Raw genomic sequence first — 23,412 nt, 5'->3', positions numbered from 1 at the left:
GCCCCGACTTTGCTGACACACCTGCACAACCCTCACCCGAAAGGTCCACCCATGAGCCGCCGCATCTCTCAATCGATCACCCCCACCGCCGACGACATCACCGTGCTGCGAAACCCCTTCGCAGCCCCCAAAGGTGGCGGCGACCCCGTCATCACCGAACTCCGCCGCGTCCTCAAAAACGCCATCCCCACATGGCTGCCGAAACTCAGCGAAGACCAGGAACTGACCGCTCCGCGACTCGACGAAATCAAAAGAGCCGTCGCCACCCGCCGCCAGATCATCGAAGTACTCCCCGACGGCAAAGCCCGCGACGACGCCCTGGCCGCCCTCGACAAGGCCGACACCATCGTCCTCGAAATGGACACCGAACTCTCCGGCGTCGGAGCCTTCACCGGAACCACCGTGTGATGTCGACCCTTGCCATCGAAATCACCTCCGAGCGCACCGCACTCGTGAGCGGGGCAGGGGACGAGAAGGTGGAACTGTCCGCCGAGAACGGGCAGTCGATCCACGCGGTGATCGCACAGTTCAGCCGACAACACTCCGCCGACGCAGGCTTACCCGTCGAGGTCACCGTGCAGGAAGCGGGCCGCTCCCGCCAACTCACCGTCGCACCGGACGGGAAGGTGGCGCAATCGCTGCCCACCGGACCCATCCCCGCACCCGCCGACACACCACAGCCGCGGCCGGATCATCATGTCGACGAACCGGTCACGATGGCGGTGACACCCCTCGGTGACTCACCGCCACCCGTGGGAGTAGACACTCATGCCCGGCCAGTCCCCGCGGCGCGCACACCGACCTCGACATCAGTGCTCGCAGCACCCGAGATCGCGGCCGGCTCGCACGAACCCGCCCGCACCGGACTTCGTGGCCGCCTCAACACCGTCCTCAACCTACGCATCGCCCCGAAACCCGAGTCCGCCGAAATGCGCCACCGTGCCGCCATCGCATCCATCACCGGCCCCCTCCCGGGGTTCTCGATCGTGACCATCGCCAACCCGAAAGGAGGCGTCGGCAAAACCCCACTCGCGGTAGGGCTGAACGCGATCATCGCCGAACACCGCGGAGCCGCAACCACGGTCTGCGTCGACGTCGCCGACGTCGGCGGCAGCCTCGCCGACCGTGTCAGCATCCCACCCCGCGACGGACATGACGTGCTCTCACTGATCGCCGCAGGCGCAGCCGAGCCCGGCAGCATCCGCCCCTCGGCGCTCTCGCAGTACCTCACCCGCCAACCAAGCGGGGACGACATCGTCGCCGGCAACAACGGCGCCCACGGATCCAGTCTCGGCTACGACGACGCCCACGCCGCGGCGCAGATCTTGTCCCAGCACCGCGAGATCCTCATCGCCGACACCGGCAACAACCGCCTCGCCGGCAGCTGGCACTGGGCAACCACCCACGCGGACGTCCTACTCGTGCCCGTCCCGCTCCGCCGCGACGCCGCCGCAGCCGCGCACCGCATGCTCCTCGACCTCACCGCAAACGCCGGCCCGGCGATGATGGCTCGCACCATCGTCGTCATCACCGACGGACCGGGAGATGCACCGATGGTCGAAATCGAGGCTGTCGACGCCTTTCTCGACGCCGGAGTCCATTCGGTCGCCCGGATGCCGTTCGAGCCCCTCTTCGCCTCCGGAGAGCGCATCGCGCCCTCGAAGCTCCGGCGCAGTACCACCGAATCCCTAACCGTCGTTGTTGCGACCGTCATCGATCTCATCGCCCACGCCGCTGACTGACCCCGTATCAGCCGGATTCCGCACACCGACCTCCCTCCCGGCACCCATCCGCACTCTCCCCAACGAAAGGCACCACATGAGCTTCGACACCACCGCAGGAAACCGAGCCGCCCGCCGCGCACACCGGCACGGCCGACACCGCCGCCGCACCCTCGCCCGCCAAAGCATCATCGCCGTCGTCGCGGCCGCAGCAGTGGCCGTCGGAATCACGCTCGCACCAGCGGCAATCGCAGCGCCCGGCCAGGCCGGCATCACCGACGGAGGGGGACAAGCAGGCATCACCGACGGCGGCGGACAGTCCGGCGTGACCACCGAACCCACCCCGCCGCCGGCCACGGAACCTCCAGCCCTCACAGAGCCCATCTATTGGATCGACCCACCCGCGCAATACCAGAACATCGAGTACCAGCCGCTACCGAACTGGGACTACGACACCAACACCTACACACCACCCGCCTACACCGACACCACCCCGACCGACTACACCCAGCTCCATCTCCCCGGCCCCGTCGACGTCGTCGCACCGATCATCGCCCCCCGCGACACTCTCCGCATCGGAACCTTCCACATCGCGCAACCGAACTGGGTCTCCGACGTCGACCTCGAACGGACCAACAACACCACCGCCATCATCGAATCCGAAGTCGCCTCCGGCTGGAACTCCTTCGGCGTCCCCGTCGACAAAGCCAGCCGCGACGCCGCCACCCAAGTAGGCGGTGCCGCAGCCGGAGCACTCGCCGGAGGAATCGGCCTCGCGACCCCGTTCGCCATCGGAGGAGCGCTGATCGGCGGCATCGTCGGCGGAAACATCGGCCTCGGACTGGGCAACGTCTTCGTCCCCGGAATCGGCTGGGTAGCAGGCGGTCTCGCCGGAACCGCCGTCGGCGCCGGTACGGGCGCCCTCCTCGCCGGCGCCCCCGCTCTAGTTCTCGGCGGACTGGGCGGAGGAATAACAGGATTCACCGCGGCCGTCGCGTACGGTGCAGGTGAACTCGGCGAACCCGTCGAAATCGAGGTCCCCGACGTCGACCAACCCGCCGTCACCAGCCAGACCCAGGACACGCTCACCGACTGGGAGAACTCCGGCCCCATCGGTGAGGCCGTAGCCACCACCGTCCGCGACACCGTCGCCGCTGCCCCCGCGATCGACCAGCAGGCCCGCGACTTCGTCGCAGCCCAGCCCGGGGGAGAGCAGATCATCGAACACGTCGACACCGCACTCACTGAATTCCTCACCAACGCCACCCCCGGGCTGGCGTCCTCACTGATCAGCGACGCAGTCGGAGCGGGTATTCCGGCGTAAAGCTCGCATGATCAGAGCCGTTCAGGGTGGGCGGCAACGCGCCGCCCACCCTGAACTTGTCCATGCGCCACTGCAGAACCAGGCGCGAGCACCGAAAAGGCGACAGCGATGACGAACACGACAAGGCACCCCGCAGTGATCGACCAACTCGGCGGCACACCCCACGGCGCAGGCGCCGACACGGCCACAACAGTCACCGCGCCCACGCCTCCGCCAGCGCCGAAGCGTCCGCGCACGAAGGATTCCCGATCGCCCCGCCTGCGTTACGTCGCTGCCCTGATTGTCGTGGTCGCGCTGCTCGGTTGGTTCATCCTGCGTCTTCTCTCCGGCAACGACGAGCGCGCACAGGAAAGAATCACCGACGAGACAGACACCTCGGAAACGGCACCTACCCTCGACGTCACCCCACCCGCCCTCACCTCCGCACCCACGGCTGAGATCGATCCCACCGCATGCCGCACCGACCCCGGCGATCAGAAAAGCGGCCCCGGAGTCATCGCAGCCTTCGAACACGCCTACTACGTCACCCGCTCCGGAACTGTCGTCCGTGCACTCACCACCCCCGACACCTCGCTGCCAGCGAAGGAGAAGATCCAAGCCGGAATCGACACCGTCCCAACAGGAACCACCCACTGCGTGCGCATCACACCGATCGCGGCCGGTATCTACTCCGTCGCTCTCACCGAAATGCGTCCCGGCCAACCGCCCGCACAGTTCCCCCAGACCGTCACCGCCAAAGAACTCGACGGTCGCTGGTTCGTCGACGTCATCAATTAACCGGCACCAGTTCCACACTTGCCAAGGAGATTTCGTGAACACGAGAACACTGATCGCGGGCGATACATCCTCGCCTGTCATCTTGCACGTCCCGCACGCCTCACGCACCATTCCACCCGAGATTCGCTCGACACTGACCGTCACCGACGATCAACTCGCCGCCGAACTCGACGAGATCACCGACGCACACACCGACGTGATCGCACACCACGCAGCGCAATCAGTGACACCCCGACCGTGGACACTGCGCAACGACCTCTCGCGGTTGGTGATCGATCCGGAACGATTCCCCGACGAGCGCGAAGAACTCAACGCCGTCGGCCGCGGCGCGGTCTACACCCGAACCTGCAACGGAGACGTCCTACGCAACGCCGACAACGCCACACGAGACACACTGCTCGATAACTACTTCCATCCCTACGCCGCCGCGATGTCCGACCTGGTGACCGACCGCATCGCCGCCACCGGCCGCGCCGTGATCATCGACGTCCACTCCTACCCGACATTGCCGTCGCCATACGAGCTGCACCCAGATGGACAGCGTCCCGCACTATGCATCGGCACCGACCCACACCACACACCGCCTTGGCTTATCGAGACCGCCTACGCCGCGTTCTCCCCACTCGAAGACATCGGCATCGACACCCCATTTTCCGGCACGTACGTACCACTCGACCACTACAACACCGATCCCCACGTGCACTCGGTGATGATCGAACTACGCCGCGACCAATACCTCACCGAGAAAAGCGAACTCGTCGACATCGCCGCCGAAAACCTCGGCGCCATACTCGGCCGTCTCGTCGACGCGGCAGATCGAGGGAGCCGATAGATGTGCCAGAAATACCCCGGCCCCCGGTGCACCCCGCACGTGCGAGCGCGCCTCGACAAAGCCCGCCGCAGACTCTCCGCCGCACAGGAATTGTTCGACGCGAACCCCGCAGATACCCGGAACCGGCACCGATTGGACACTGCGAAAACAAACCTCGACGTCAGATCCGCCGAATACGACGCCACTCGCGGCGGACAAACCGAGTTGCGTAACCAACTCGGCGCAGAGGACGATCCAGGTAAGCGAGAGAATCTGCGGCAACGCCTCGAAACAGGCAAAGTGCTACGCGAGCAGCAGATTAGAGCAACATCCGACTCCATCCGCAACGACCCGAAGGACAACAGCAATGGCCGCGAACGAGACACCGACCCTGACGCAGGAAGAGCGCGAAGCGTTCTGGCGTCGGTGGGGATGGAGCCCGGAGCTACCGGAAACCGAGCGCCTGGCGATCGAGCAGGAGTGGCACGACACGGCGATCGAACTGGCGAAGTTCCACGGCTTCTGATCGATGACCGGCACATCACGCCGGTCGCAGTACATCGACTGCAGGACGAGCGCGCCCAGCATCTTCGCAGCCTGGGGGAAAGCGCACCGGAGCTGTACGAACTGCACCCGCGTGATGCCGGGACGTACCGAAGCCAAATGGAAACACTGCGAGACGGCAACAGGTTCGCAGCTTCGGTTTATGTCTACAGCGACGACGAGTACGCAGGGATGCGGCTGCTCGTCACCGACGACGGTCGCTCCGGTATCGCACTGAAAGACGATGAAATCGTCTCCCTCTACGCGCATCGAGACAGTAGCCAGCCCCGTGCCGCGAATTCAATGCTCGAAACTGCAGTCGCTGCAGGTGGGCAGAGGTTGGACTGTTTTGACACCGTCTTGCCGGCGATCTATGCGAGGTCCGGATTCGTCCCGGTCGCGCGGTTGAAATGGAACGATGACTATGCCCCCGATGGCTGGAAGTACAACACATATGCGGCTTTCAATGGAGGGCGCCCTGACGTGGTCTTTATGGCTTACGACTCGACATCGATAGATTCGCGTTACCAGCGCGGTGCGGGTCGCTATGTCGACACATATGCCGACGGAAACGAGTTGGTCCGCGTCCGATTGGGATTGTGAGTCACCAAGGCAGCGAGGCTGATCTGACTCCATGGCCCACTTCGGCGACCGAAAGAACACAATCTCGAATCTCGACGAACTCGGCGTCTGTGGTGACTGAGTCGAGCGACGAGGTGTTTCAGTAGTTGATGCTGATCATACGTGAGGTGTGACTCTCACGGGAGATCACTGAAGGGATCGTGCTCCGCCGATAGCTCTGTGCTGCTGAGGTTTTCGATGCTGTTCACGAGGTCCAATTGCCATGGTTGTGCCGTGGCGGAGATCAGATCGTTCCATGAACGAGCGGAGGGTATTTTGGAGGCTCGGTAGGCGTCGTTGACGACAGTGCTGGCGAGTGCGCCTGCGCGGAGGAAGCGGGAATGTTGGCGTGCCGGATATGTGAGGGATGGACGGCGCGGACATAGTTTCCTGAGTAGTAGTGTGCGGTCATTTGAGCCGCCACTTTTCCCATTGAAATGGCTGATATGAGGCTGTGCGACGCCAGGAGTAGTTCGTTTCTTCGGCGCGTTTGTGGAGGATCGAGTCGGGCAGTTCCGGTTTGCTGGTAGACGTCGAGGTGCACGTAGGTGCGTAGCAAAATCTCTGTGACGAGGACGGTCATGCCGGGTGTCACGATACCGTTTCGTACGCTCCATCCGCTGCCTGCTTCGAGGCCGCTGTACGCGTGGAGCGCGAAGTCACGTAGCGCTTCGCTGTCGCTCTCGTAGAGGAAGAACATACCAGGAATAGGAAGGCTCATCGGCGTGATCACGTCCGCGAGGAGATGCTGAGCAAGTCGCAGAGCCGCCTCGGCCCAGGAATCGACCTGCCGGAATTTACCACCGACGGCCACCCGTGTAGCTCCGTCGGCTTGCCATACGGTGCCGCGGATTTCACCTTCCATGATCTGTCTGATCGCCTCGATCGGCCGCGCGAGATCGTGTCCGGCGCTTTTGATGCGGTGCGCGCGTCCTCCGAAATCCGGCCCCATGTAGTCGATGGGCAGTTGCTTGCCGGCTTTCTCCCACCCGCTGACGATGTCGGAGGAGATGAGGGGTTTGAGTCGATCTCGTATAGTGCGATCGATCGATGCGTCGAACCAGGTGCACAGCATTCCGATGACACCGACGGCTCCGACAGTCACGAGGTCGGAGGTGGACCAGGCGAGGCGGTGCTTGTGTTGCCAGAGTTCCCACGCCTGACGTTGTTGCTCTGTCAGGGCGGAGTCCAGATCGATTTCGGTCCATTCGCGTTGCGTGCGAACGTGGTCGTTGAATGTAGTGAGTTCGTCGTAGGTTTGGCGGTGGGAACCTCGGGTGAGTTGGACTGCTGGTTCTTGATCGTCGAGGGTTGCCCGGATGAGGTCTTCGATGTCGTCGAGTCGTCGAGATTGGGTGTCGAGGTTGCGTTCGACGTCCTCGCTCATGCGTCGATCTTTTCTGGTAGGCGGTCACGGACCAGTTCGAGGGTGGTCTGAGCCTTCTTGGTTTCTGCGAGCTCTTCCTCGAGATCCTTCAGTCGGGCGCGTAGGTCGGTGTTCTCCGCGGATGTTGCAGCATTCTCGCGTTTGAGGGTGTTGATCGTGTCGACGAGAAGGACGACTCGATCGGTCACTTCGTTGAGTCTCTCTTGCAGGCTTTCGACGACGCGCCGCATCTTCTCGTCTCGGTCAGGTGCATCGGCGAGGACCATGCGTGCGACCAGGTCGAGTTTGACGGCCTCACCTGCTATTGAGTGAGAACCCAAGGGGCTGTAGCGGATACCCGCTGCCGCGACACCTGCCCCAGCGAGCCCACCGACTCCGGTGAGCAGGAGCGTTCCGCCTGCTACGCCGAAACCGCCCGCAGCCAGGGATCCGCCGCCGAGCATCGCCAAACCTGCTGATACCGCTGCGGCGCCGGTCAGCCCCATGGTGCCGCCGATGGCTGCACCGATCGGTGCAGCAGCCCACCCCGCGGTCAATGCGCCGGCACCCACTCCGATTACTGAGACCGCGGCGACGCGCCCCATTTGATCGACTTGCGGCGCAGTGCTTTCATCAAACTTTCGAACTCCGTGGTCATCGCGTCGAGGTCGTTCTCGCGCAGTGCGGTGAGATCGTGTGCAGCGGAGTGGAGTGCGGATCTTCGTACTCCGGATCCCCAAGTCGTTCCGTCTGTCCACGGGCTGAACGTGATCAGCTCGGCGAGGATGACGACAGATGTCGACCGGCGGCCCACCTTGCCCGCGAGGGTGGATCCCTGTTTGGTCAGAGAGTTGAGCTGGTCGAAAAATGGACTGTGTTCGATAGCGGCCAGTTCTTGCGCGAGGGACTCGGTTGTTGCCTCTGACGCGAGGATTTCCTGGATTGAGGTGGCGACGAAACTGCGCAATCGATCCCGTTTCTTGGTGCGGGCATCGCCTTCTCTACGTTCGTGTTCCCAGTCCAGGCGGAGCATTCGCGCTTGCAGAGTGCGTAGCGTGAACATCTCGTCAGGGGTCAATCGAAGTTCTCGGGCGATCTGATCTGCGGAGTCATCGGTCACGGGTTTTCCTCTGCAAGAGTTGGGGCGGGGCGCACGACCATCGAAACAGTCGATATCCAAACCAGACCTGGACAATTGGTGTTCGATTCGAGTTTGACCGGGCAAGGTTCAGAAACGAATTGTGGGAGCGTACCCAAACTGCGGTGTAGTGATTGCGACACTTGAGCGTTGAAGTTTTGCCACGCTCTTGCGTTGTGGGGTAGCTACAGGCCGGTCTGATCCACCCCGTACTGCGCTTGGGCACTGGTGTAGCCCTCGAACATCAGCTGGTCGATCAGCCCTTGACGGGAGAACGCGGTGTAGTCGAGGTAGTCCTGCGCGGCCTTCGCTGCTTGTATGTTCCAGTCGGGTGCTATGTAATCGACTGCGAACGTGGCGTCATCGGTCGAGTAGTTCTCGAACTCGAGTTGTTCGATCAACCCTTGGCGTGAAAAGGCGGTGTAGGCCAGATAGTCCTTCGCTGCTCGGACCGCGTTCCTCTGTCCAGCGGTTATTCCTGGCTCTGTCTTTGCCGGTGAGGTGGCCTTCGGAAGCGGGGCTGAAGGGGTTGACGCCACGACGGGTTTCGTTGTCGGGGTGACGGGTTGGGCGCCAGGGTGGAGGTTGAATTCTTCGGTGGCGCGCTGAATCGTAGCGGTTTGGTCGGCGCACAGGATCGGAATCATTTCTTTGATGCGGCTGATCCGATGCGCGGTGGGGGAGTCGAGATTCCGGGGGCGGGTGATTGCCTCCGCGAGGATGCGTACCGGGTCGCCGCTTGTGCGGAGCGTTTCACAGAATCTAGTGTCTTCATCGAAGGCGCCCGCAGGGTTCTGGATCTTCCCTGCTGCCATGCGCGCGTCGTACTCTTCGCGAAGTGTCTGGGGTGGTTTCGTTGTTTGGCCGGTAGTCGGTGTCCAGTTGACGTCTCGGGTTTCGATGCCGTTGTCACCGAGGTAGGCCAGGCAGGTGAAGTCCCGTTTGACCGTTGTCCCGTCAGATGTGGAGCTCTCGACTCCGGCTGTGATGCGGTATCCGTGGTCGGTCTCTTCGGCGCTGGGTTCGGAGACGGTGGACTTGGTGAATGTTGCAGCGAGTTTGTCAGCTTGGTCTAGACACGCTGCGGTCGCTGCTTCTGCGGTGATTTGCGGAGATTCGGTTTTGGTGGAGCATCCGCCGATGAACAGGGCGACTGAGAAAGCCGCTGTGGCGGCGAATGTCCGTTTCATATCGTAATTACTATCAGGTTGCTCATAACATGCATACCGTGTGGTCCGGACTTTTCACCGGGCCAGCACCACGTCTGCGTGCAGAGTCGCGGCACTAGCGGTGCGCGTGGATGAGAGGCGGATCATTCTCGCGGCAGGGCCTCTGGATTCCGGAGTTGATGTCCTGATCGATGCCGCGGTGGCATTCAGTGTCTGTTGTTACTTCATGTGGATGCTGGTCGTGTTGGGTCGCTTTGTGGCGAGAGCCGCAAGGCCACCGTCTTCTTGGCGTCTCCCGCTGCGTCCAAAGGCACCGTATAGGGACCTACGAAGCAGGTTTTGACGATGGAACCATCCATATGCGGCAACTGATTCGATTGTTCCGAAGATTTTTCGCGATCAGTTCGAGTTATCAGCGGGCGAAGTCGAGTTGTGTTCTTTGAAGAGAACCTCTCAATGTTTCGCGCGACCACGTAACGCAAGCAATCCAAGGCCGGTCAGGACTGGGCCCAATAATCTCAGGATTATGTCCGCCACGGCACCCACCGCGGTCATCTCCACGATCCCCGGATTCTTCAGCAACGCCACGGTGTTGCGTGCCGCCAACTCGAGCGCGCCTCCGAACCCGTCCACCGACGCTTTTCCCGGCGGATACGTGATCACCCCCGTTTGCAGATCGACGGATTCCGCCTTCGTGCTTGTCTGAGGAGGCTGCGCTTAACCCCAAAAGGTTTGGAGCTATTTTCTACCGGCGCTCCACTTCAATCCCCAGCGGTAGGCCTTCGAGGCCTCCGTTCGTGGATCCTGTGGGCCTTCGCTACCATCAGCGCGACTGCTCCGGCGGAGCTTTGGCTCTGTCAGGTTGAGCAACTGCTTCATTTTCTTCTTCCGGGCATCTGATGGAAGAACGGCGGAAACAGTTGAGCTTGTGGCGAAGTGGAGTGTCACGGCTGCCAGGTCGGGCATTCCTTTCATGAGGACCTTGGAATTCGAGTCGGCGACGCATGAGATCCCGAAGCGCATGCGTTAGAGGATGATTCCAGTTCTCGTTAGCCATTCGCGGCAATGCGGGATCAGAGGACGTCGAACGTCGGCATCGCCAAGGATGGTGAGCGGTGGTCCGGGATGAGTTGACGAGCCGGTCGACGGTCACCTCAGGATGCGGCGTGACGATGACGGACTTGACTGGCGCGCTTGACCTGAGTGTCTGCTGGCACCTACGGGGTGATCGGATTTGCGTTCGCCGTGGTGCTCAGTTCTGAGGCAAGCCCCTCGATGGTCACCCCAGTCAGGGTGCGGATAAACGCGATGCATGCTCTCGCATCGGCAAGTCGAACGGTAGGACCAGTAGTCGTGCTCGTAGAGCCTTCGCGTACGGCTTGCAGGACCGAGACCTCAGGCATGCGCTCATCGCCGTGAGCAATCGCATGCCTGATTTTAAGCCAGTCGCGTAGCTGATCCTCGATATCATGGGGTCGGTAAGTGATGGCACGGCTACCGTGTGCTCCGTTTGTCCACGTCCAGTGCGGGCGAGGGTCATATCCCACAGATTGCAGAAGCTGGCGAGTGTTCTCCGCATTAGGTGTTGAGAACTTTCTGAGTTCTCCCAGCACATGCCCTCGGAGCAGCTGTGCGACGCCGTGGTTGGAGTCTGAGGGCTCCGGCATGTGGTGTTCCAGTAGGAACTTCGTCATGTCTTGAACCACCGCCTGCCAGCTGGCGACTGCAATGACTACGATTGCCCGGTTGACCGAGATCTCTTCGCGGCGTCGTCCCTTTGCGTCGCCGCCCGCACGCTGGTGTACGCGGACGAGGTTGTCGCAATGCTCCATGGCTCGGTCGAAGTTGGCAGTGACCTTCCTAGCTAACGCGAGACGCATGATTGGGATCGTAGATGCTATGTTCGGCGGTGACTCACCGAGGTCACCTAAGAGTCGCGCAGTAGTTTCCGCGGCGGTCGCCACATCGCCGAACCTCGGTGACTAGCCTTGATAAGCCAGCGGTTCCTCGAACGTGAAGCTAGTGCAGGTCCCCGCCGAATGGGAGTTCAACCCACCGCCGGTCGTGGAAAGCGTTGTCCCACTGCTCTAGTGCGCGGCCGGTGGCGTTGGCGTCGAATGCACTCTGAGGCGACACGATCGCCACCGTGAAGGCGCCGTGGTGGTGACGCTCCAGATGGGAGAAATCGTCGTCCAGATCCGTGGAGCCAGAGTTTCCGAGGTACATGTATCGGTGAGCAGTTGGTCGTTTGAGTCCGCGCCCATCGCTTCCCCGTGCGGGAGGTTTGCGTATTGGTGCATCCAGGTTGTGAAGGCGACGCCAGCACCATCAGGCCTGTTGGAGTCGACTGCGCACGCTCCGTTGATTGCTAGGTGGCGACGGCCTCACGGTGACTAGTGTTCGCCCTGATGGCGCTCGGCTGCCTCGATAGCTTCGATCAAATCCCCTTTGCGCATCCGCGAGTAGCTTTGAATATCAGCACTTTTCGCTACCAGTCGGAGCTCGGTAACGGTGCTCGCCCAATGTCTGCTTCGAATGGGGTGATCGCTAGATAACGGGACTGGCCGCACTAGCGACAGGTCGAGCACCACAACCTCGATCTGACATCCTGCCGGGATTGAACTGTCGATGTCAGCCTGAAGCGTACTTCGGAGTTCTTGCGATGAGCGGTGTGGCCGCGCCTTCGCTCGCCGACTATCCTTTGCTGTCCAGGATTGCTGGTCGAACCATGCGATCAGGTACACGCCGTGGTGGGTGTGGGTATCTGCCATGTACCTTTCGAGCAGTTGGTTTTCCACGCTGTCCTGAGTTCGGGGTTCCAGCAGCCCTTGACCTCGATGACCAGAGTGATCTGGTTGCTTCTGCCTTGGGGTTGTGCGTCGATTCTGATGTCGGTTCGCTCGCCAATACCGCGACCGCTCCGACGAACTTGCACCTCCCGGTTGACGACCGCGCCTCGAGTCGAGGGTACCCTCGGTGACGCGATAGTCGAAGCCACCGTGACAGGCGCCCTGCTGGCAGCCCTCCAACGCGATATCGCCTCAGCGACAAATCTTTCCGAAAAAGCTCGGCTCCAGGCCGAGATACAGCGCAACGACAACGGACGCGTACTGGCGACGTACGCGTTCGGATTCGTCGCGGTCGCCGACGGCGATCTCGCGCGCGGTGCCGAGTACCTCGACCAGGCTGTCGAGGCATTCCGGGCGAACGACGACATCGCCCGTCTGGTGCCCGCGCTCTACTGGTTCGCATTCGTCGTCGACGCGCTCGGCGAAACGGATCGGGCGGCAGGCATCTACGAGCAGGAGTTGGCCATCTCCGAATCGCAGGGCGAAATCATGTGGCGGTCGATGACGATGTCGGACTACGGGTCCGCGCTGTGGCGTCACGGCTACCGCACTCGCGGTATCGAGCTACTGGAAGACGCTCTGCGATTGATGCAGGGGTTAGGAAACCAGTTCGGATGCGCGTGGTGTCTCGAGGAACTAGCGTGGACGCTTGTCGACCAGGATGCAAAGCTAGCAGCCACTCTGATGGGCGCGGCCCAGACACTGTTCACTGCGACGGGCAGTCCCATGGCCACCTTCGGGAGCATGGTCGTCTACCACGAAGTAGGCGCCATTGATGCCCGTAACAAGCTCGGAGACAAGGGTTTCCAACTCGCCTACGATCAAGGAGGAGATTTGACTCTCGACGACGCTATAGCCCGCGAACTGAGGAAACAGTCGCTCAGTCGATCATCGAAAACGACTGCCGATGACTCCATACTGACTCCGCGGGAACTTCAGGTGGCCGAACTCGTAGCGCAAGGACTGACCAACCGGTCAATTGCAGAGAAACTGGTTATTTCTCAGCGGACCGTCGACGGCCACGTCGATCACATACGGAACAAACTTCGATACAGCTCGCGCACCAGGATCGCAACCTGGGTGCTCCAGCACAAAAACAACCTCCCCAATTCTTCCAGCTCGTGATCAACTGAATCGCATGTAAGTGTTTGTGATGGCCGGCCCGGGGCCGGCTGGCAGGATAGGCGTCGTCGCTACAACGCCGCATCTCTGTGGCAGCGCGCGAACATGCGCACCCAGGTGGTGCTCGACGCCATCGAGACGGCCCGCTTCAGCCGCGGCACCCGGTTGAACGACTCGCCGAACTCGGTGCAATTCCATCGCTCGGGACCGTCGCCGATTCCTACGATAATGCTCTCGCCGAGAGCGTGAACGGCTACTACAAGTACGAACTGATCCACGGCCCAATGCATCTCGGTCCGTGGCGCAGCATCGACGACGTGGAACTGGCGACCCTGTCGTGGGTGCACTGGCACAACCACAGGTGGCTGTACGGCCACTTCGGCGACATCCTGTCAGCAGAGTACGAGATGACGTTCTACACTACCGAGCAGGGCGACCAGGTCCTGACCGAAATCAAATAGCCAGAGCATCCATTAGACCCAGGGCGATTCACCCTGTATCGGCGGCATGTTCCGCGACCGTGATGCCGTCTCGGCTCGGCGAAAACAAGATCTCCAACCAGCGTTTGTTCACGCTCATCACTCTCACTTTTCAAGAGTGTCAGGGACTTCTTGCCAACGATCTGTCAGCTATGTCCCGAGTCCGTACACGCGGAGTTGGACTCTCGGGTCAAATACTTCTCGAATGGATGAAATCCAATCTCCTCGGAAGGGCAGCTCTGGTCGAATAGTGCGGTGTATCCAGCCGCGAGGTACAGCCCGACGGCCTCGGGCTGACGCCACCCCGTGGTCAGATAGATTCGGCTGTAGCCACAGGCGGCGGCCTCCGCCTCCAACTCCTCAAGCACGAGACGCCCGAGACCGCGGCGCCGATGTCGACTCGACGTCCAAATGCGTTTGAGCTCGGCCGTTTGCGTGTCGTAGCGCCGAAACGCTCCTCCTGCAACAGGTTCGTCGTCCTCGACAAAGATTAGAAGTACACCGTCCGGTGGCGTGAACTCAGCGGCGGGGTGGGTGGTCAATTCCTCGATCTGTTCCTCGAACGTTGTCTCGTATCGTGTGCTGTACTCGACGGCCAATTCTCTGAGAAGCGGAGCGGCCATTGGGTTGTCCTGGGAAACCTTATGGACCCGAAGAAAATGTGCCTGGTTCGTCATGCGGCGGCCACCGCATGACGAACCAAGCGCATTCGAGGTCTGGGCCGACGGTCTGTCCTGGCGTCCGACCCGCCCCCGGACACCACCCGGTTCGTGAGGGTGGAAACGGCAGTCTCCATGGTCGAGGGCGTCGACCGCAGCAAATGGGTTTTCAGTACCCTCGCAGGCGGATGCCCCCACATCCGTGACATTGTGAGATGACTTCTTGCACTGACTATTCCATTCGTCAGATGCAGGAGATCTAAGGATCTGAACACGACCAAGGGGCCTTTCGTTGGGATGTGGACGCACGCCGGAGCCGGGTCCTGACTCCGGCGCGCTTGCGGAGTCGGTGCCGCAAAGGTCGTCATCTGAAGCACCCCCCGCCGCCGGGAGGGCTGCCGATCAGCAAACCACGGATCAACGCTGATGCTCATGACCTCGGCCCAAATCTAGCACGACATTAAGTGGAGAATATCCCTGCGCCCCAACAGTGTTGGTTGCTATGGCTCGTTGGGGTGGTGTAAGAATCAGGCTGATCCTTACACCGGGTCGCCGCTGGTGTTGACTTGTCATGTCGTCGGTTGCGGCATAGATCTTTCGAGCTCCGAGACGTAAGTACTGCATGATGTCTTGTGTGACTCGTGCACGCCGCGGAGGATCTGCTCGTTAAACCAGTTCGGCGAACCACAGTCGCTCGCGCTATGGATCGATCTGAACCAAGCCGCGAATCGTTCGGCTGGAGATGTATGCGAGCATCATCTTAGTCCTTTAGGTTGTCTGTTTCTCGACTGGCGAACGAGGGGTAAGGCCTGACAAGTAGTTGTCGAATCGTCTCTTCGTGTGACTGCAGGGATGAACGGCGGGACTCGCTGACGCCGATCCAGGTAGGTGGTTGGTCGTCGTAAACAGGTGAAAGCTTCTGACCTCCAACGTAGGTCGCAACATTGACAAGTGTCGAATCGATCGTTCGCAGGGCTCCCGTTGAATCCGACATCAGCCGACTCTCGTTGTCCTGGCGAAAGAGCGCAAGATCGGCCGGTGCACCAATTTCGATCCTTCCCTGCGGCAAGCGCAACGCGTCGGCGGGTCGGCTGGTTACCCCGGCAAGCGCGGTTTCCAGATCGACGCCGAGCGAAACTATTTTCGCGACTACGTCGTTGAGAGTTCCGACGACCCCGTGCCTGCTGTGTAGGTGAAGATCACTTGAGAACGACTGGGGAACGATCCCGCGGGCGAGTAGTAGTTCAGCCACAGCGAAGGAGAAACTGCCTGATCCGTGTCCCAAATCCAGTAGAACACCGCGCCTGTATGCACGCTCGAACTCGTCGAGCAAGGGGCCTCTGTCCAATTCCTCCAGGAGGCTGGGGGTGAAGGCATGAGTGACGATATCGCCTGGACGCAATGATTTCAGAACGGTGGTGACGTCGATGCCTGGCCCGATGTGCACCATCAGTGGAAGTTCCGCCTGGGTTGCAATTTCCACAGCGATATCGAGTGGTCCGAGGCCCAGTGTCCCGGTGGTGTAGTCGGAGAGTCGAATCTTGATTCCGCGAATAGTCTGAGAATGCTTCCGTGCCATACGCACTGACTCGTCGATGTCGAAGTGCACCTCGTTCTCAGACTCGGCTGCTCGACCTGCGAGCCCGATCGCAGAGGCGTGGAGCAACAGTGGAACGTGAACATTGAGCGACGCTACCCTCTTGCTGAGTTCTTCGACGGCGTAGAGACCGGCGGAGCCTGCATCGACCCACGTTGTCACTCCTGTGGCCCACGCAAGTGAATCCGGATCCATTCCCCAAAAGGTTCTACCTACGTCGACGTGCGTGTGTAAATCGATCCAGCCAGGACTGAGAATCAGCCCTTTCGCGTCGACGGTTTCCGCCGCGTCGGCGGACAACGACTGCCCGACCGCCACGATCTGTCCATGACTCACGGCGACGTCCTGCGGCCCGCAGAACGATGTTCCGTCGAACAACTGGGCGCCTTTGACGAGTAAGTCGATGCGGACGCCTTCCGCGCTCATCTACTTGGCGACCTTCCATGTGTCGTAGAACCTCGAAGAGGATTGGGCATCGAGGACTACGCCGTGGATCTGGTCCGAGAACGCGAATACGTTGACGGACTGATTGATCGGTACCGCGTATGCGTTCTGGAGAACGATGGTCTGGATCTCGTCGATGATCGCGTCGCGTTCGGGGCCATTGCTCACAGCGGGCTGCTGTTCGAGTAGCCGATCAAGATCGGTAGTCGTTTCAGTGAAGTTACGTGCAGGGGATGTAAGTGAGGTGAGGAACCAACCTCGCAGGATGTCGGGATCAGCAGCGGTGTTGGCATGCTGGAAGAAGTCGTAGCTACCGCTAAGCCATTTTTCGCCGACGTTCGCAGCGGTGGTCAACGAGATATCGAGTTTGACGCCGATTTTTGCTAGCTGTTGCGCCTGGAGTTCGGCGATGGGCTTCTGATAGTCGAAGAACAACCCCTTGATCGTCAGCGGTGAGTCGTCCTTTTCTCGGATTCCGTTGCTGCCGGGCTTCCACCCGGACTGCTCGAGTAGTTTGGCCGCGCCGTCCCGGTCATATGTGAGCAAATCGGAGTGATCGGTGAAACCGTTGGTGGAAGAGGTGAGTATCGATGTGGCTGCCAAACCGTGGGTGCCGAGGACTGTCGCCTGCAATTCGCTGCGATCGATTCCCTTCAAGACCGCGAGCCGGACGTTTTTGTCCTGGATGGCTGAGTTTTTATAGTTCCAGTCGATGCTGGATGCGATACCCGGATTGGGCCTCGTGAACGACTGGAACGGGCTTGACGAGAAAGTGGCCTGCTGCGCCTCGGTTGGGTTGCGGATTCCGTCTACCTGACCGCTCAGAAGTGAGCCATCACGAACGCTTGCCTCGGTAACGATCTGTATTTTCAGGGAGTCGAGATAGGCGTCGCCACTGTGGGACGCGTTTTGTGACGTCCAGTTGTAACCGTTGCGCTTATTGAGTACTACTTCCGCTGCGGGTGTGTAGTGATCGAGAACGAAAGGCCCGGTGCCGACCACAGCTCCCTGGCAGCGAGCTTCGGGACTCTTAGCGAGTGTTGCTGCTGAGAGGATCCCGGTGGATGGGCTGGACACCGCCTGAATGAACGGGAAGTTTGGTGAGGAGAATCGAACGGTCACTTTATTGTCTTCGACCACGGATTCGAGATAGGAGGAGAACACCCCTACGACGTAAGTGGCCTTGGCTCCGAGGTCGTTCTTGATCGAGTCGAAGTTCGCCTTGACGACGTCCGCCGTAAGAGGGGTACCGTCCGAGAAAGTCACTCCGTCACGGATCGTGAACCGGAACTCGGTACCAGTGGGATTGGCTTCGTATGCGCTCGCAAGCCACGGGGTGAACTCGAATGTCTCTGAGTTCTGGTCAAGCAGCGAGTCGACGATGTTCCGGCCGAGATCGAGACTCCAGTTCGCTGCCTGTTGCGGGTCGATGCAGGCCGGGTCGGTATCGTGAGAGAAGACTAGCGTTCCGCCCGATACGGGATTCTGATCGTCGCCTGCGCCCGACTTGTGGGCACCAGTGGCTGAGGAGCACCCGGTAAGGACAGCGAGTGCAGCTGCGGTGGCGATCAGGGGACCGCTCTTACTGAATTTCATTGTTGTGTCACCTTTGTATTGTTGTGTTGTCGGTCGGTTCCGAGCGGCGGTTACCCGGTATCGACTCGATCAGTCGGCGTGTAGAGGGCGATGTGGGATTTTCGAAGAGCGTGCGAGTTTGGGCCGTCTCGACGGCGCGCCCGCCATGCATCACGAGGATGTTGTCGGCCACCTGACTGACGACAGCAAGGTCGTGCGAGACGAAGAGGTAGCTGAGCTGATTCGCCTCCTGTAGATCCCGGAGAAGGTCGAGGATCTGGGCTTGTACCGACACATCGAGAGCCGAAACAGGCTCGTCCAAGACCAGCAAGTCAGGTTCCGAAGCTAGCGCCCGGGCGATGGCTATTCTCTGCCGCTGACCACCTGACAGTTCGGCAGGCCTGCGACGCAGCAACGACGTCGAGAGCGCGACACTGTCTAGCAGACGATCGACAGCAGCAGACCTGGTGGCGCTGCTGGCTAGCCCGAACCCCTCGAATGGTTCGCTCAGTATCCGTTGCACTGTGTACCGGGGGTCCAACGCGGTATAGGGATTTTGATACACGTACTGCACGCGACGACGCAGTTCGTGCGAGCTTCCCATCTTCCACTCGGAGAGGGACCGACGGTCGAAGATGACTGATCCGTCCGAGGCGGGAAGGAGTCCGCCGACGATCCGTGCCAGCGTTGTCTTTCCTGAGCCGGATTCTCCGACGACAGCGAGGGTTGTTCCTCGATGTAGCTCAAATGACACGCCGTCGAGTACGCGGATCGGCTGCCGCCGGCCACGAACACGCTCGCCGGGATATTCTTTCGAGACCTCGTGAACGGATAAGATCGGTGCCTCGTTCGGTGCCGGAGCATCTGCGAGCGGTCGCCTGTCTAGGTCAATCGTCGGCGCGGCACGGATCAGAGCTCTCGTGTATTCCTGTTCGGGTCTTTGGAGTACGTCGTCGAAAGCTCCGATCTCGACGAGCGAACCCGACCGCAGCACGGCGATTCTGTCAGCGCGATCTGCAGCGACCCCGAGATCATGAGTAACCAGCATGACTGCTGTGCCGTATTCGCGCGTGAGCTGATCAATTCCGTCGAGTATCTGCTTCTGCACGGTCACGTCCAGCGCGCTCGTGGGCTCGTCGGCAATGAGCAGCCTCGGGCGGCAGGCCAGTGCCATGGCAATCAATGCGCGCTGCCGAAGGCCACCCGAAAGCTCGTGTGGGTACTGACGACTGCGTCGTGCCGGCTCTGGTACGCCGGCTTCTTCGAGCAGTTCGATTGCACGCGTGCGCGCCGCACTGCGTGTTGCGAGCTTGTGCGTCCAAAGTGCCTCCGCCACTTGATCGCCCACACGCTTGACTGGGTTGAGAGTCACGGTGGGATCTTGGGGAACCAGACCGATGGTGCGCCCACGAACAGACTCGAATTGCTTGTCGCCTAGTCCGGTAAGGGGACGGCCATCGAGGAGGATCTCCCCCGAGTTGATCCGCGCGTTCTTTGCGAGCAACCCGACGACGGAATGAGCAATCGTCGTCTTTCCTGAACCGGACTCGCCGACAAGAGCGACTACTTCGGCGACGTTGACGTCCAGACTGACTGAATCGAGTGCGCGAGTCCATGAGTGAGAGGAACGGTAGGAGACTGACAATTGGTTGATTTCGAGAAGAGTGTTCGTGCTCATCAAGCTTGTCCCCGATCGAACTCGGCCGCCAAGCGATTCGCAGAGAGCACCACAGCCACGACGACGAGCCCTGGCAGCGTGATGAGCCACCATGCCGTCGCGATGTAGTCGCGGCCTTCCGCGATCATCGATCCCCATTCCGGTGTGGGTGGTTGTGCGCCGAAACCGAGAAAGCTTAAGGCGGCCACTGCGAGTACTGCGCCGCCGAACTCGACAATGGAGAGTGCAGCCACCGGGCCGAAGGCGTTGGGCAATGCGTGCCGGACCAGAATCTTAAACCGGGAAATTCCAGAGCCATGGGCTGCTTCAATGAAGTCGAAGTGGCGAATCCTCATAACTTCTGTACGTGTGACGCGTGTGAAACTTGCGATTGCGCTGATACCCACCGCGATGGCGACGATGATGGTGCCGAAGCCCATGGCGGTAATGATGGCCATTGACAGGAGCAATGAGGGAATCGAGAGAAGAACATCGGTAACGCGGGAGATCACCTCGTCGACGGCGCGGCCGAGGAATCCCGCAAGTACCCCGAGTGAAGTGCCGATCACCACTGCGATAGCCACCGCCAAGGCTGTTGCCGTGAGGGAGAGTCCAGCGGCATGAACGGTGCGGCTGAATGTGTCCCGTCCCAGGTAGTCGGTTCCGAACCAGTGAGTAGTGCTCGGAGGCTGGAGGCGATCTGCTGGTACCCCGACGTCGGCCGGGTAGTTGGTGAATAGACTCGGGAAGATTGCCCAACCGAGTGACAGTGCTAGCGCTAGCACGGATATGACCAGCATCGGTCGCCGAGAGGCATAGTTCACTCGGCGTCGCCAAGGAGTAGGAACGCGGTCCAGGTCGCCGACCGTGCTGTCCGTATGAATGCCCGGCTGAGGGCCATGCGATTTCGACGGCACTTTGGTATGGACTTCGGGTGGGGTCATACCGTTCTCCTTGTGGCAGGTCGGCGAACTTGGATGCGCGGGTCGAGAAGGGGGAGAACGAGATCAGTGGCCAAGCTCAGCAGGGCGAAGATCAGTGCAACCAGGAGCACCAGCCCTTGCACCGTCGGTGTGTCCTGCGCAGCTACTGCACTCTCTGTGAGACGACCGATCCCGACGCGCGAGAACACGGTCTCGGTCACTACGGCGCCCGCGAGCAAGTTCCCGAACGTTATTGCCAGCAGGGTGGACGCCGGCAGCAATGCATTCTTGGCTGCATGAGAGAAGAGGATCCGCCTGCGACTCACACCTTTGGCCTTGGCGGTATCGATGTATGGCTGCGACCAGGCATAGTCGAGGCCCTGAGCAAACACCTTCGCCAGCCCTGCTGACGTCGGAAGCGCCAAGGTGATTGCCGGAAGAACCAGGCTGTCGAGGCCCGCGTTCCCCACTGCGGGCAACACTGCGAAATGGAAGGAGAATACTTGGATGAGGAGGAGCCCTACCCAGAAGGTTGGCAGTGCTACGCCCAATGGGGGAATCGAAAGGAGAAGTCGGCGAAGCCAGTTCGCGCGGGTGTAAGTGGAGGCGAAAGCGATTGACACAGCCAGGAGCACTGCAAGGAAGAGGGCCGCGAACGAAAGCTTGAGTGTCTCCGGTAGCGCGGTCAAAATTGCGGAACTGACCGGCGCTCCGTTCTGGATCGAGGTCCCGAGGTCGCCACGCAGCACGTTGAACAGTTGAGCTGAGTACTGTGCCAACAGTGGATCATCCAGCCTGTACTGCGAGCGAAGCGCCTCGACTTTGGCCGGATCGATGTAGGAGTCCGTGCCTAGCAGGATAGTGACAGGATCACCTGGGAGCAGGTAGAGAATTACAAACGCGACGGTGAAAGCCGCCCAGACAACTCCGATTGCACGTACCACGCGTGCGAGGAAGTACGTGAACGAGAAGTTCATTCCCCTGTACCTGTGATGGCCACCGCGAATTCCCCCGTGCCCGTGCTGGCTACCGCGAGATGGAACTCTGCAAGAAGATGATCGGCGAGCACATCCAGCGTATCGACGATCCCTGTACGTTCGCCTTCCCCATACGCGACAGGAAGCTCTGTGCAGCCGAAGATCACCGAATCGAGTTGGTAATGATCGCGGAACTGACAGACGAGCTCTCGGAACGCTGCGCTATCGGAAGCCGAGTGCGCACCGGTGTAGACACCGACGATGTGCTTCTCCACAATTGCTGTCAGTTCAGGAGTTGGGATGATCAACTCGGCAACATCGGAGACGGTGCCGTAGAGTCCCCGATCGATCGTTTCTTGGGTAGCAAGTAGACCGACCCGCTCGAGACCTTCGTCCTGAACAACTCGCCGAACTTGTTCCGGGATGCGCTCTACAGTGATGCCGGTACGCGCCTCCACCTCCGGAAGAAGTATGTGAGCAGTGTTGCAGGCCAGGCCAATGGTCGTCGCCCCGGAATTGACGAGTGATCGTGCGGCGTGAGAGACCAGACGGATCGCGCGCTGTTGATCGCTGCCCTCACGAATGAACGGCGGCACCCGCACCGAGAAGTGCACGATCTGAGGAAACTCCAAACCCAGCTCGGTGTTCGCCGTCGCAGCCTTACGTACGAGTTGTGTGTGCAGCCATGCACTTGCCTGCGGGCCTATTCCGCCGATTATACCGATTGCTCCGTTGTTGAGTGCATTTGTCACAGCCATAATCTCACTCCCCTGCGTACCCGCAGATATTCTTCTCTCTGTGTTCGCAGTTATTCACTTACTTGAATATCGTACGAATCCCAGGGAGGATTGTACTCAGAGGGGAGGGTGTCGGCAAACGTTTTAATCACGGTGAACAAAAGATGAGGGTAGGGTGGTATTGGTTTATATGTCGTAGTTATGGCTGTCTCTATGTGGACTGTGATAGTTCCCCGGCTGTCGAATATGGCAATCTTTATAATGCAATCGGGCAAGGTTGCCAGGCTCGCTCAAAATTTGTTCCTTTGAGCGTAGGTCAGGTATTTGAGATCAATCGTAATCTGCAGGGCTGCAATACATGTGATGGGTATGGAAACTCTCAGAATTTCCACCAGATCGCACTAACTTGTACCTAAAAGGGTTGTAGGTCGGGGAAGTTTTCGGGTGGGTGGAGGTGTAGGAACTCTCGTGAATTTGAATGGAACTAAAGGTCATGAATCATCAGGTTGTAAATATTATTGAGAAGGTTAGTCAAAATTTATATGGTGAATAGATACTGACCTTATGGCAGCTTGCTATATGGAACATTTTAATCCTCCTGCTCTTTCATGTGGATGCTTAAAATCTTTCGATAATAATCAATCAGGTGTGGCGTTCCCGGAGAAGGTCCTTGCGTATTTTTCCGGTGGCGTTGCGAGGGATTTCGTCGAGGATGATAGTCGACTTGGGTATCTTGTATCGCGCTAGGCGCGTCGCGAGAATGCGGGCAGTCGCGCCCCGGTCCGCGTGGCAACCATGAGCTGGCGACCCGCATTGGTTATGGATGGGTGAACCGTGCCGGGTTTTTTGCCGCTCCTATGCTGGCGACATCTCCGGCTGGAGAATTGATAGTTGAGAGTAGTAGACGGCCTCGAACTCGTCCG

Annotated in this window: 23 protein-coding genes, 1 pseudogene and 1 riboswitch; of the genes and pseudogenes, 10 read left to right on the top strand and 14 right to left on the bottom strand. The window is 60.3% G+C overall.

The window, feature by feature from the left end:
* The first annotated feature begins 51 nt into the window (after positions 1-51).
* From ACFWEM_RS33415 to ACFWEM_RS33385, 7 genes are all read left to right on the top strand, one after another.
* Entirely contained in the window at positions 52-408 is a 357-nt protein-coding gene (locus tag ACFWEM_RS33415; RefSeq protein WP_378539930.1) for a hypothetical protein, read from the top strand.
* Positions 408-1,742: a ParA family protein gene (locus ACFWEM_RS33410; RefSeq protein ID WP_378539929.1), complete on the top strand. Its 1,335-nt coding sequence runs from the start codon at positions 408-410 to the stop codon at positions 1,740-1,742. The genes ACFWEM_RS33415 and ACFWEM_RS33410 overlap by 1 nt, the downstream gene beginning before the upstream one ends.
* 76 nt (positions 1,743-1,818) lie before the next feature.
* On the top strand, positions 1,819-3,045 hold the full coding sequence (locus ACFWEM_RS33405) for an insoluble domain protein (RefSeq protein WP_378539928.1): 1,227 nt from the start codon (positions 1,819-1,821) through the stop codon (positions 3,043-3,045).
* A gap of 108 nt (positions 3,046-3,153) precedes the next feature.
* Entirely contained in the window at positions 3,154-3,822 is a 669-nt protein-coding gene (locus ACFWEM_RS33400; protein WP_378539926.1) for a hypothetical protein, read from the top strand.
* A gap of 34 nt (positions 3,823-3,856) precedes the next feature.
* Positions 3,857-4,654, top strand: a complete 798-nt coding sequence (locus ACFWEM_RS33395) for an N-formylglutamate amidohydrolase (protein WP_378539924.1) — start codon at positions 3,857-3,859, stop codon at positions 4,652-4,654.
* Between the two features lie 346 nt (positions 4,655-5,000).
* Positions 5,001-5,159 (top strand): hypothetical protein, encoded by a 159-nt coding sequence (locus ACFWEM_RS33390; protein ID WP_378539922.1) that lies wholly within the window; start codon positions 5,001-5,003, stop codon positions 5,157-5,159.
* A 137-nt stretch (positions 5,160-5,296) separates the two neighbouring features.
* Complete coding sequence (locus tag ACFWEM_RS33385) at positions 5,297-5,779, top strand: hypothetical protein (RefSeq protein ID WP_378539920.1); 483 nt, start codon at positions 5,297-5,299, stop codon at positions 5,777-5,779.
* 262 nt (positions 5,780-6,041) lie between these two features.
* Here ACFWEM_RS33385 and ACFWEM_RS33380 read toward each other — a convergent pair whose 3' ends face one another.
* The 4 genes from ACFWEM_RS33380 to ACFWEM_RS33365 all read right to left on the bottom strand — a co-directional run bounded on the left by ACFWEM_RS33380 (position 6,042) and on the right by ACFWEM_RS33365 (position 9,491).
* Positions 6,042-7,184 carry a hypothetical protein gene (locus tag ACFWEM_RS33380; RefSeq protein WP_378539918.1) on the bottom strand — a complete coding sequence of 381 codons (1,143 nt, stop codon included), beginning with the start codon at positions 7,182-7,184 and terminating at the stop codon, positions 6,042-6,044.
* Positions 7,181-7,768: a hypothetical protein gene (locus tag ACFWEM_RS33375; protein WP_378539917.1), complete on the bottom strand. Its 588-nt coding sequence runs from the start codon at positions 7,766-7,768 to the stop codon at positions 7,181-7,183. The genes ACFWEM_RS33380 and ACFWEM_RS33375 overlap by 4 nt, the downstream gene beginning before the upstream one ends.
* A complete protein-coding gene (locus tag ACFWEM_RS33370; protein ID WP_378539915.1) occupies positions 7,741-8,283 on the bottom strand; it encodes a hypothetical protein in 543 nt (180 codons plus the stop codon). Before ACFWEM_RS33370 ends, ACFWEM_RS33375 begins: the two co-directional genes overlap by 28 nt.
* Before the next feature lie 203 nt (positions 8,284-8,486).
* Positions 8,487-9,491, bottom strand: a complete 1,005-nt coding sequence (locus ACFWEM_RS33365) for an Ltp family lipoprotein (RefSeq protein WP_378539913.1) — start codon at positions 9,489-9,491, stop codon at positions 8,487-8,489.
* A 505-nt stretch (positions 9,492-9,996) separates the two neighbouring features.
* Between ACFWEM_RS33365 and ACFWEM_RS33360 the strand changes: the two genes are divergently transcribed.
* A complete protein-coding gene (locus ACFWEM_RS33360; protein ID WP_378539912.1) occupies positions 9,997-10,176 on the top strand; it encodes a hypothetical protein in 180 nt (59 codons plus the stop codon).
* 511 nt (positions 10,177-10,687) lie between these two features.
* On the opposite strand, the gene ACFWEM_RS33355 is transcribed toward ACFWEM_RS33360, so the two are convergent.
* From ACFWEM_RS33355 to ACFWEM_RS33345, 3 genes are all read right to left on the bottom strand, one after another.
* On the bottom strand, positions 10,688-11,350 hold the full coding sequence (locus ACFWEM_RS33355) for a hypothetical protein (RefSeq protein WP_378539911.1): 663 nt from the start codon (positions 11,348-11,350) through the stop codon (positions 10,688-10,690).
* A 139-nt stretch (positions 11,351-11,489) separates the two neighbouring features.
* The gene (locus ACFWEM_RS33350) at positions 11,490-11,696 is read right to left on the bottom strand and encodes a hypothetical protein (RefSeq protein WP_378539910.1); all 207 of its coding nucleotides are present in this window, start codon (positions 11,694-11,696) and stop codon (positions 11,490-11,492) included.
* A gap of 167 nt (positions 11,697-11,863) precedes the next feature.
* A complete protein-coding gene (locus ACFWEM_RS33345; RefSeq protein ID WP_378539909.1) occupies positions 11,864-12,268 on the bottom strand; it encodes a Rho termination factor N-terminal domain-containing protein in 405 nt (134 codons plus the stop codon).
* A 144-nt stretch (positions 12,269-12,412) separates the two neighbouring features.
* On the opposite strand from ACFWEM_RS33345, the gene ACFWEM_RS33340 reads away from it, so the two are divergent.
* Positions 12,413-13,444 carry a LuxR C-terminal-related transcriptional regulator gene (locus tag ACFWEM_RS33340; protein WP_378539908.1) on the top strand — a complete coding sequence of 344 codons (1,032 nt, stop codon included), beginning with the start codon at positions 12,413-12,415 and terminating at the stop codon, positions 13,442-13,444.
* 96 nt (positions 13,445-13,540) lie between these two features.
* Positions 13,541-13,902, top strand: a pseudogene (locus ACFWEM_RS33335) (integrase core domain-containing protein); the annotation flags it as partial.
* 164 nt (positions 13,903-14,066) lie between these two features.
* On the opposite strand, the gene ACFWEM_RS33330 reads toward ACFWEM_RS33335, so the two are convergent.
* The 7 genes from ACFWEM_RS33330 to ACFWEM_RS33300 all read right to left on the bottom strand — a co-directional run bounded on the left by ACFWEM_RS33330 (position 14,067) and on the right by ACFWEM_RS33300 (position 22,510).
* Positions 14,067-14,597: a GNAT family N-acetyltransferase gene (locus tag ACFWEM_RS33330; RefSeq protein WP_378539907.1), complete on the bottom strand. Its 531-nt coding sequence runs from the start codon at positions 14,595-14,597 to the stop codon at positions 14,067-14,069.
* A 311-nt stretch (positions 14,598-14,908) separates the two neighbouring features.
* Positions 14,909-15,017: riboswitch (SAM riboswitch) on the bottom strand.
* 322 nt (positions 15,018-15,339) lie between these two features.
* Positions 15,340-16,602, bottom strand: coding sequence for an amidohydrolase family protein (locus ACFWEM_RS33325; RefSeq protein WP_378539906.1), 1,263 nt, complete (start codon positions 16,600-16,602; stop codon positions 15,340-15,342).
* Positions 16,603-18,216: an ABC transporter substrate-binding protein gene (locus ACFWEM_RS33320; RefSeq protein ID WP_378539905.1), complete on the bottom strand. Its 1,614-nt coding sequence runs from the start codon at positions 18,214-18,216 to the stop codon at positions 16,603-16,605. It lies immediately after the preceding gene.
* Between the two features lie 7 nt (positions 18,217-18,223).
* Positions 18,224-19,873 carry a dipeptide ABC transporter ATP-binding protein gene (locus tag ACFWEM_RS33315; protein ID WP_378539904.1) on the bottom strand — a complete coding sequence of 550 codons (1,650 nt, stop codon included), beginning with the start codon at positions 19,871-19,873 and terminating at the stop codon, positions 18,224-18,226.
* Positions 19,873-20,652, bottom strand: a complete 780-nt coding sequence (locus ACFWEM_RS33310) for an ABC transporter permease (protein ID WP_378539984.1) — start codon at positions 20,650-20,652, stop codon at positions 19,873-19,875. The genes ACFWEM_RS33315 and ACFWEM_RS33310 overlap by 1 nt, the downstream gene beginning before the upstream one ends.
* Positions 20,653-20,792: 140 nt before the next feature.
* The gene (locus ACFWEM_RS33305; RefSeq protein ID WP_378539903.1) at positions 20,793-21,752 is read right to left on the bottom strand and encodes an ABC transporter permease; all 960 of its coding nucleotides are present in this window, start codon (positions 21,750-21,752) and stop codon (positions 20,793-20,795) included.
* Positions 21,749-22,510: an aspartate/glutamate racemase family protein gene (locus tag ACFWEM_RS33300; protein WP_378539902.1), complete on the bottom strand. Its 762-nt coding sequence runs from the start codon at positions 22,508-22,510 to the stop codon at positions 21,749-21,751. Before ACFWEM_RS33300 ends, ACFWEM_RS33305 begins: the two co-directional genes overlap by 4 nt.
* Positions 22,511-23,412 lie beyond the last annotated feature (902 nt).

This window comes from Rhodococcus sp. NPDC060176, from assembly GCF_042728675.1.
In the GTDB taxonomy this organism is placed as follows: domain Bacteria; phylum Actinomycetota; class Actinomycetes; order Mycobacteriales; family Mycobacteriaceae; genus Rhodococcus_F.
The sequence above is the reverse complement of the archived record's forward strand: the minus strand, read 5'-3'. Positions and strand labels throughout refer to the sequence as shown.

What these genes read in the sequence shown, in the direction of transcription:
- ACFWEM_RS33330 (WP_378539907.1), bottom strand. Translation starts at nt 14,597, where the DNA reads ATGACGAACCAGGCACATTTTCTTCGGGTCCATAAGGTTTCCCAGGAC.
- ACFWEM_RS33355 (WP_378539911.1), bottom strand. Translation starts at nt 11,350, where the DNA reads ATGCGTCTCGCGTTAGCTAGGAAGGTCACTGCCAACTTCGACCGAGCC.
- ACFWEM_RS33310 (WP_378539984.1), bottom strand. Translation starts at nt 20,652, where the DNA reads ATGCTGGTCATATCCGTGCTAGCGCTAGCACTGTCACTCGGTTGGGCA.
- ACFWEM_RS33385 (WP_378539920.1), top strand. Translation starts at nt 5,297, where the DNA reads ATGGAAACACTGCGAGACGGCAACAGGTTCGCAGCTTCGGTTTATGTC.
- ACFWEM_RS33350 (WP_378539910.1), bottom strand. Translation starts at nt 11,696, where the DNA reads ATGTACCTCGGAAACTCTGGCTCCACGGATCTGGACGACGATTTCTCC.
- ACFWEM_RS33365 (WP_378539913.1), bottom strand. Translation starts at nt 9,491, where the DNA reads ATGAAACGGACATTCGCCGCCACAGCGGCTTTCTCAGTCGCCCTGTTC.
- ACFWEM_RS33405 (WP_378539928.1), top strand. Translation starts at nt 1,819, where the DNA reads ATGAGCTTCGACACCACCGCAGGAAACCGAGCCGCCCGCCGCGCACAC.
- ACFWEM_RS33315 (WP_378539904.1), bottom strand. Translation starts at nt 19,873, where the DNA reads ATGAGCACGAACACTCTTCTCGAAATCAACCAATTGTCAGTCTCCTAC.
- ACFWEM_RS33320 (WP_378539905.1), bottom strand. Translation starts at nt 18,216, where the DNA reads ATGAAATTCAGTAAGAGCGGTCCCCTGATCGCCACCGCAGCTGCACTC.
- ACFWEM_RS33410 (WP_378539929.1), top strand. Translation starts at nt 408, where the DNA reads ATGTCGACCCTTGCCATCGAAATCACCTCCGAGCGCACCGCACTCGTG.
- ACFWEM_RS33400 (WP_378539926.1), top strand. Translation starts at nt 3,154, where the DNA reads ATGACGAACACGACAAGGCACCCCGCAGTGATCGACCAACTCGGCGGC.
- ACFWEM_RS33305 (WP_378539903.1), bottom strand. Translation starts at nt 21,752, where the DNA reads ATGAACTTCTCGTTCACGTACTTCCTCGCACGCGTGGTACGTGCAATC.
- ACFWEM_RS33360 (WP_378539912.1), top strand. Translation starts at nt 9,997, where the DNA reads ATGTCCGCCACGGCACCCACCGCGGTCATCTCCACGATCCCCGGATTC.
- ACFWEM_RS33390 (WP_378539922.1), top strand. Translation starts at nt 5,001, where the DNA reads ATGGCCGCGAACGAGACACCGACCCTGACGCAGGAAGAGCGCGAAGCG.
- ACFWEM_RS33300 (WP_378539902.1), bottom strand. Translation starts at nt 22,510, where the DNA reads ATGGCTGTGACAAATGCACTCAACAACGGAGCAATCGGTATAATCGGC.
- ACFWEM_RS33415 (WP_378539930.1), top strand. Translation starts at nt 52, where the DNA reads ATGAGCCGCCGCATCTCTCAATCGATCACCCCCACCGCCGACGACATC.
- ACFWEM_RS33375 (WP_378539917.1), bottom strand. Translation starts at nt 7,768, where the DNA reads ATGGGGCGCGTCGCCGCGGTCTCAGTAATCGGAGTGGGTGCCGGCGCA.
- ACFWEM_RS33380 (WP_378539918.1), bottom strand. Translation starts at nt 7,184, where the DNA reads ATGAGCGAGGACGTCGAACGCAACCTCGACACCCAATCTCGACGACTC.
- ACFWEM_RS33325 (WP_378539906.1), bottom strand. Translation starts at nt 16,602, where the DNA reads ATGAGCGCGGAAGGCGTCCGCATCGACTTACTCGTCAAAGGCGCCCAG.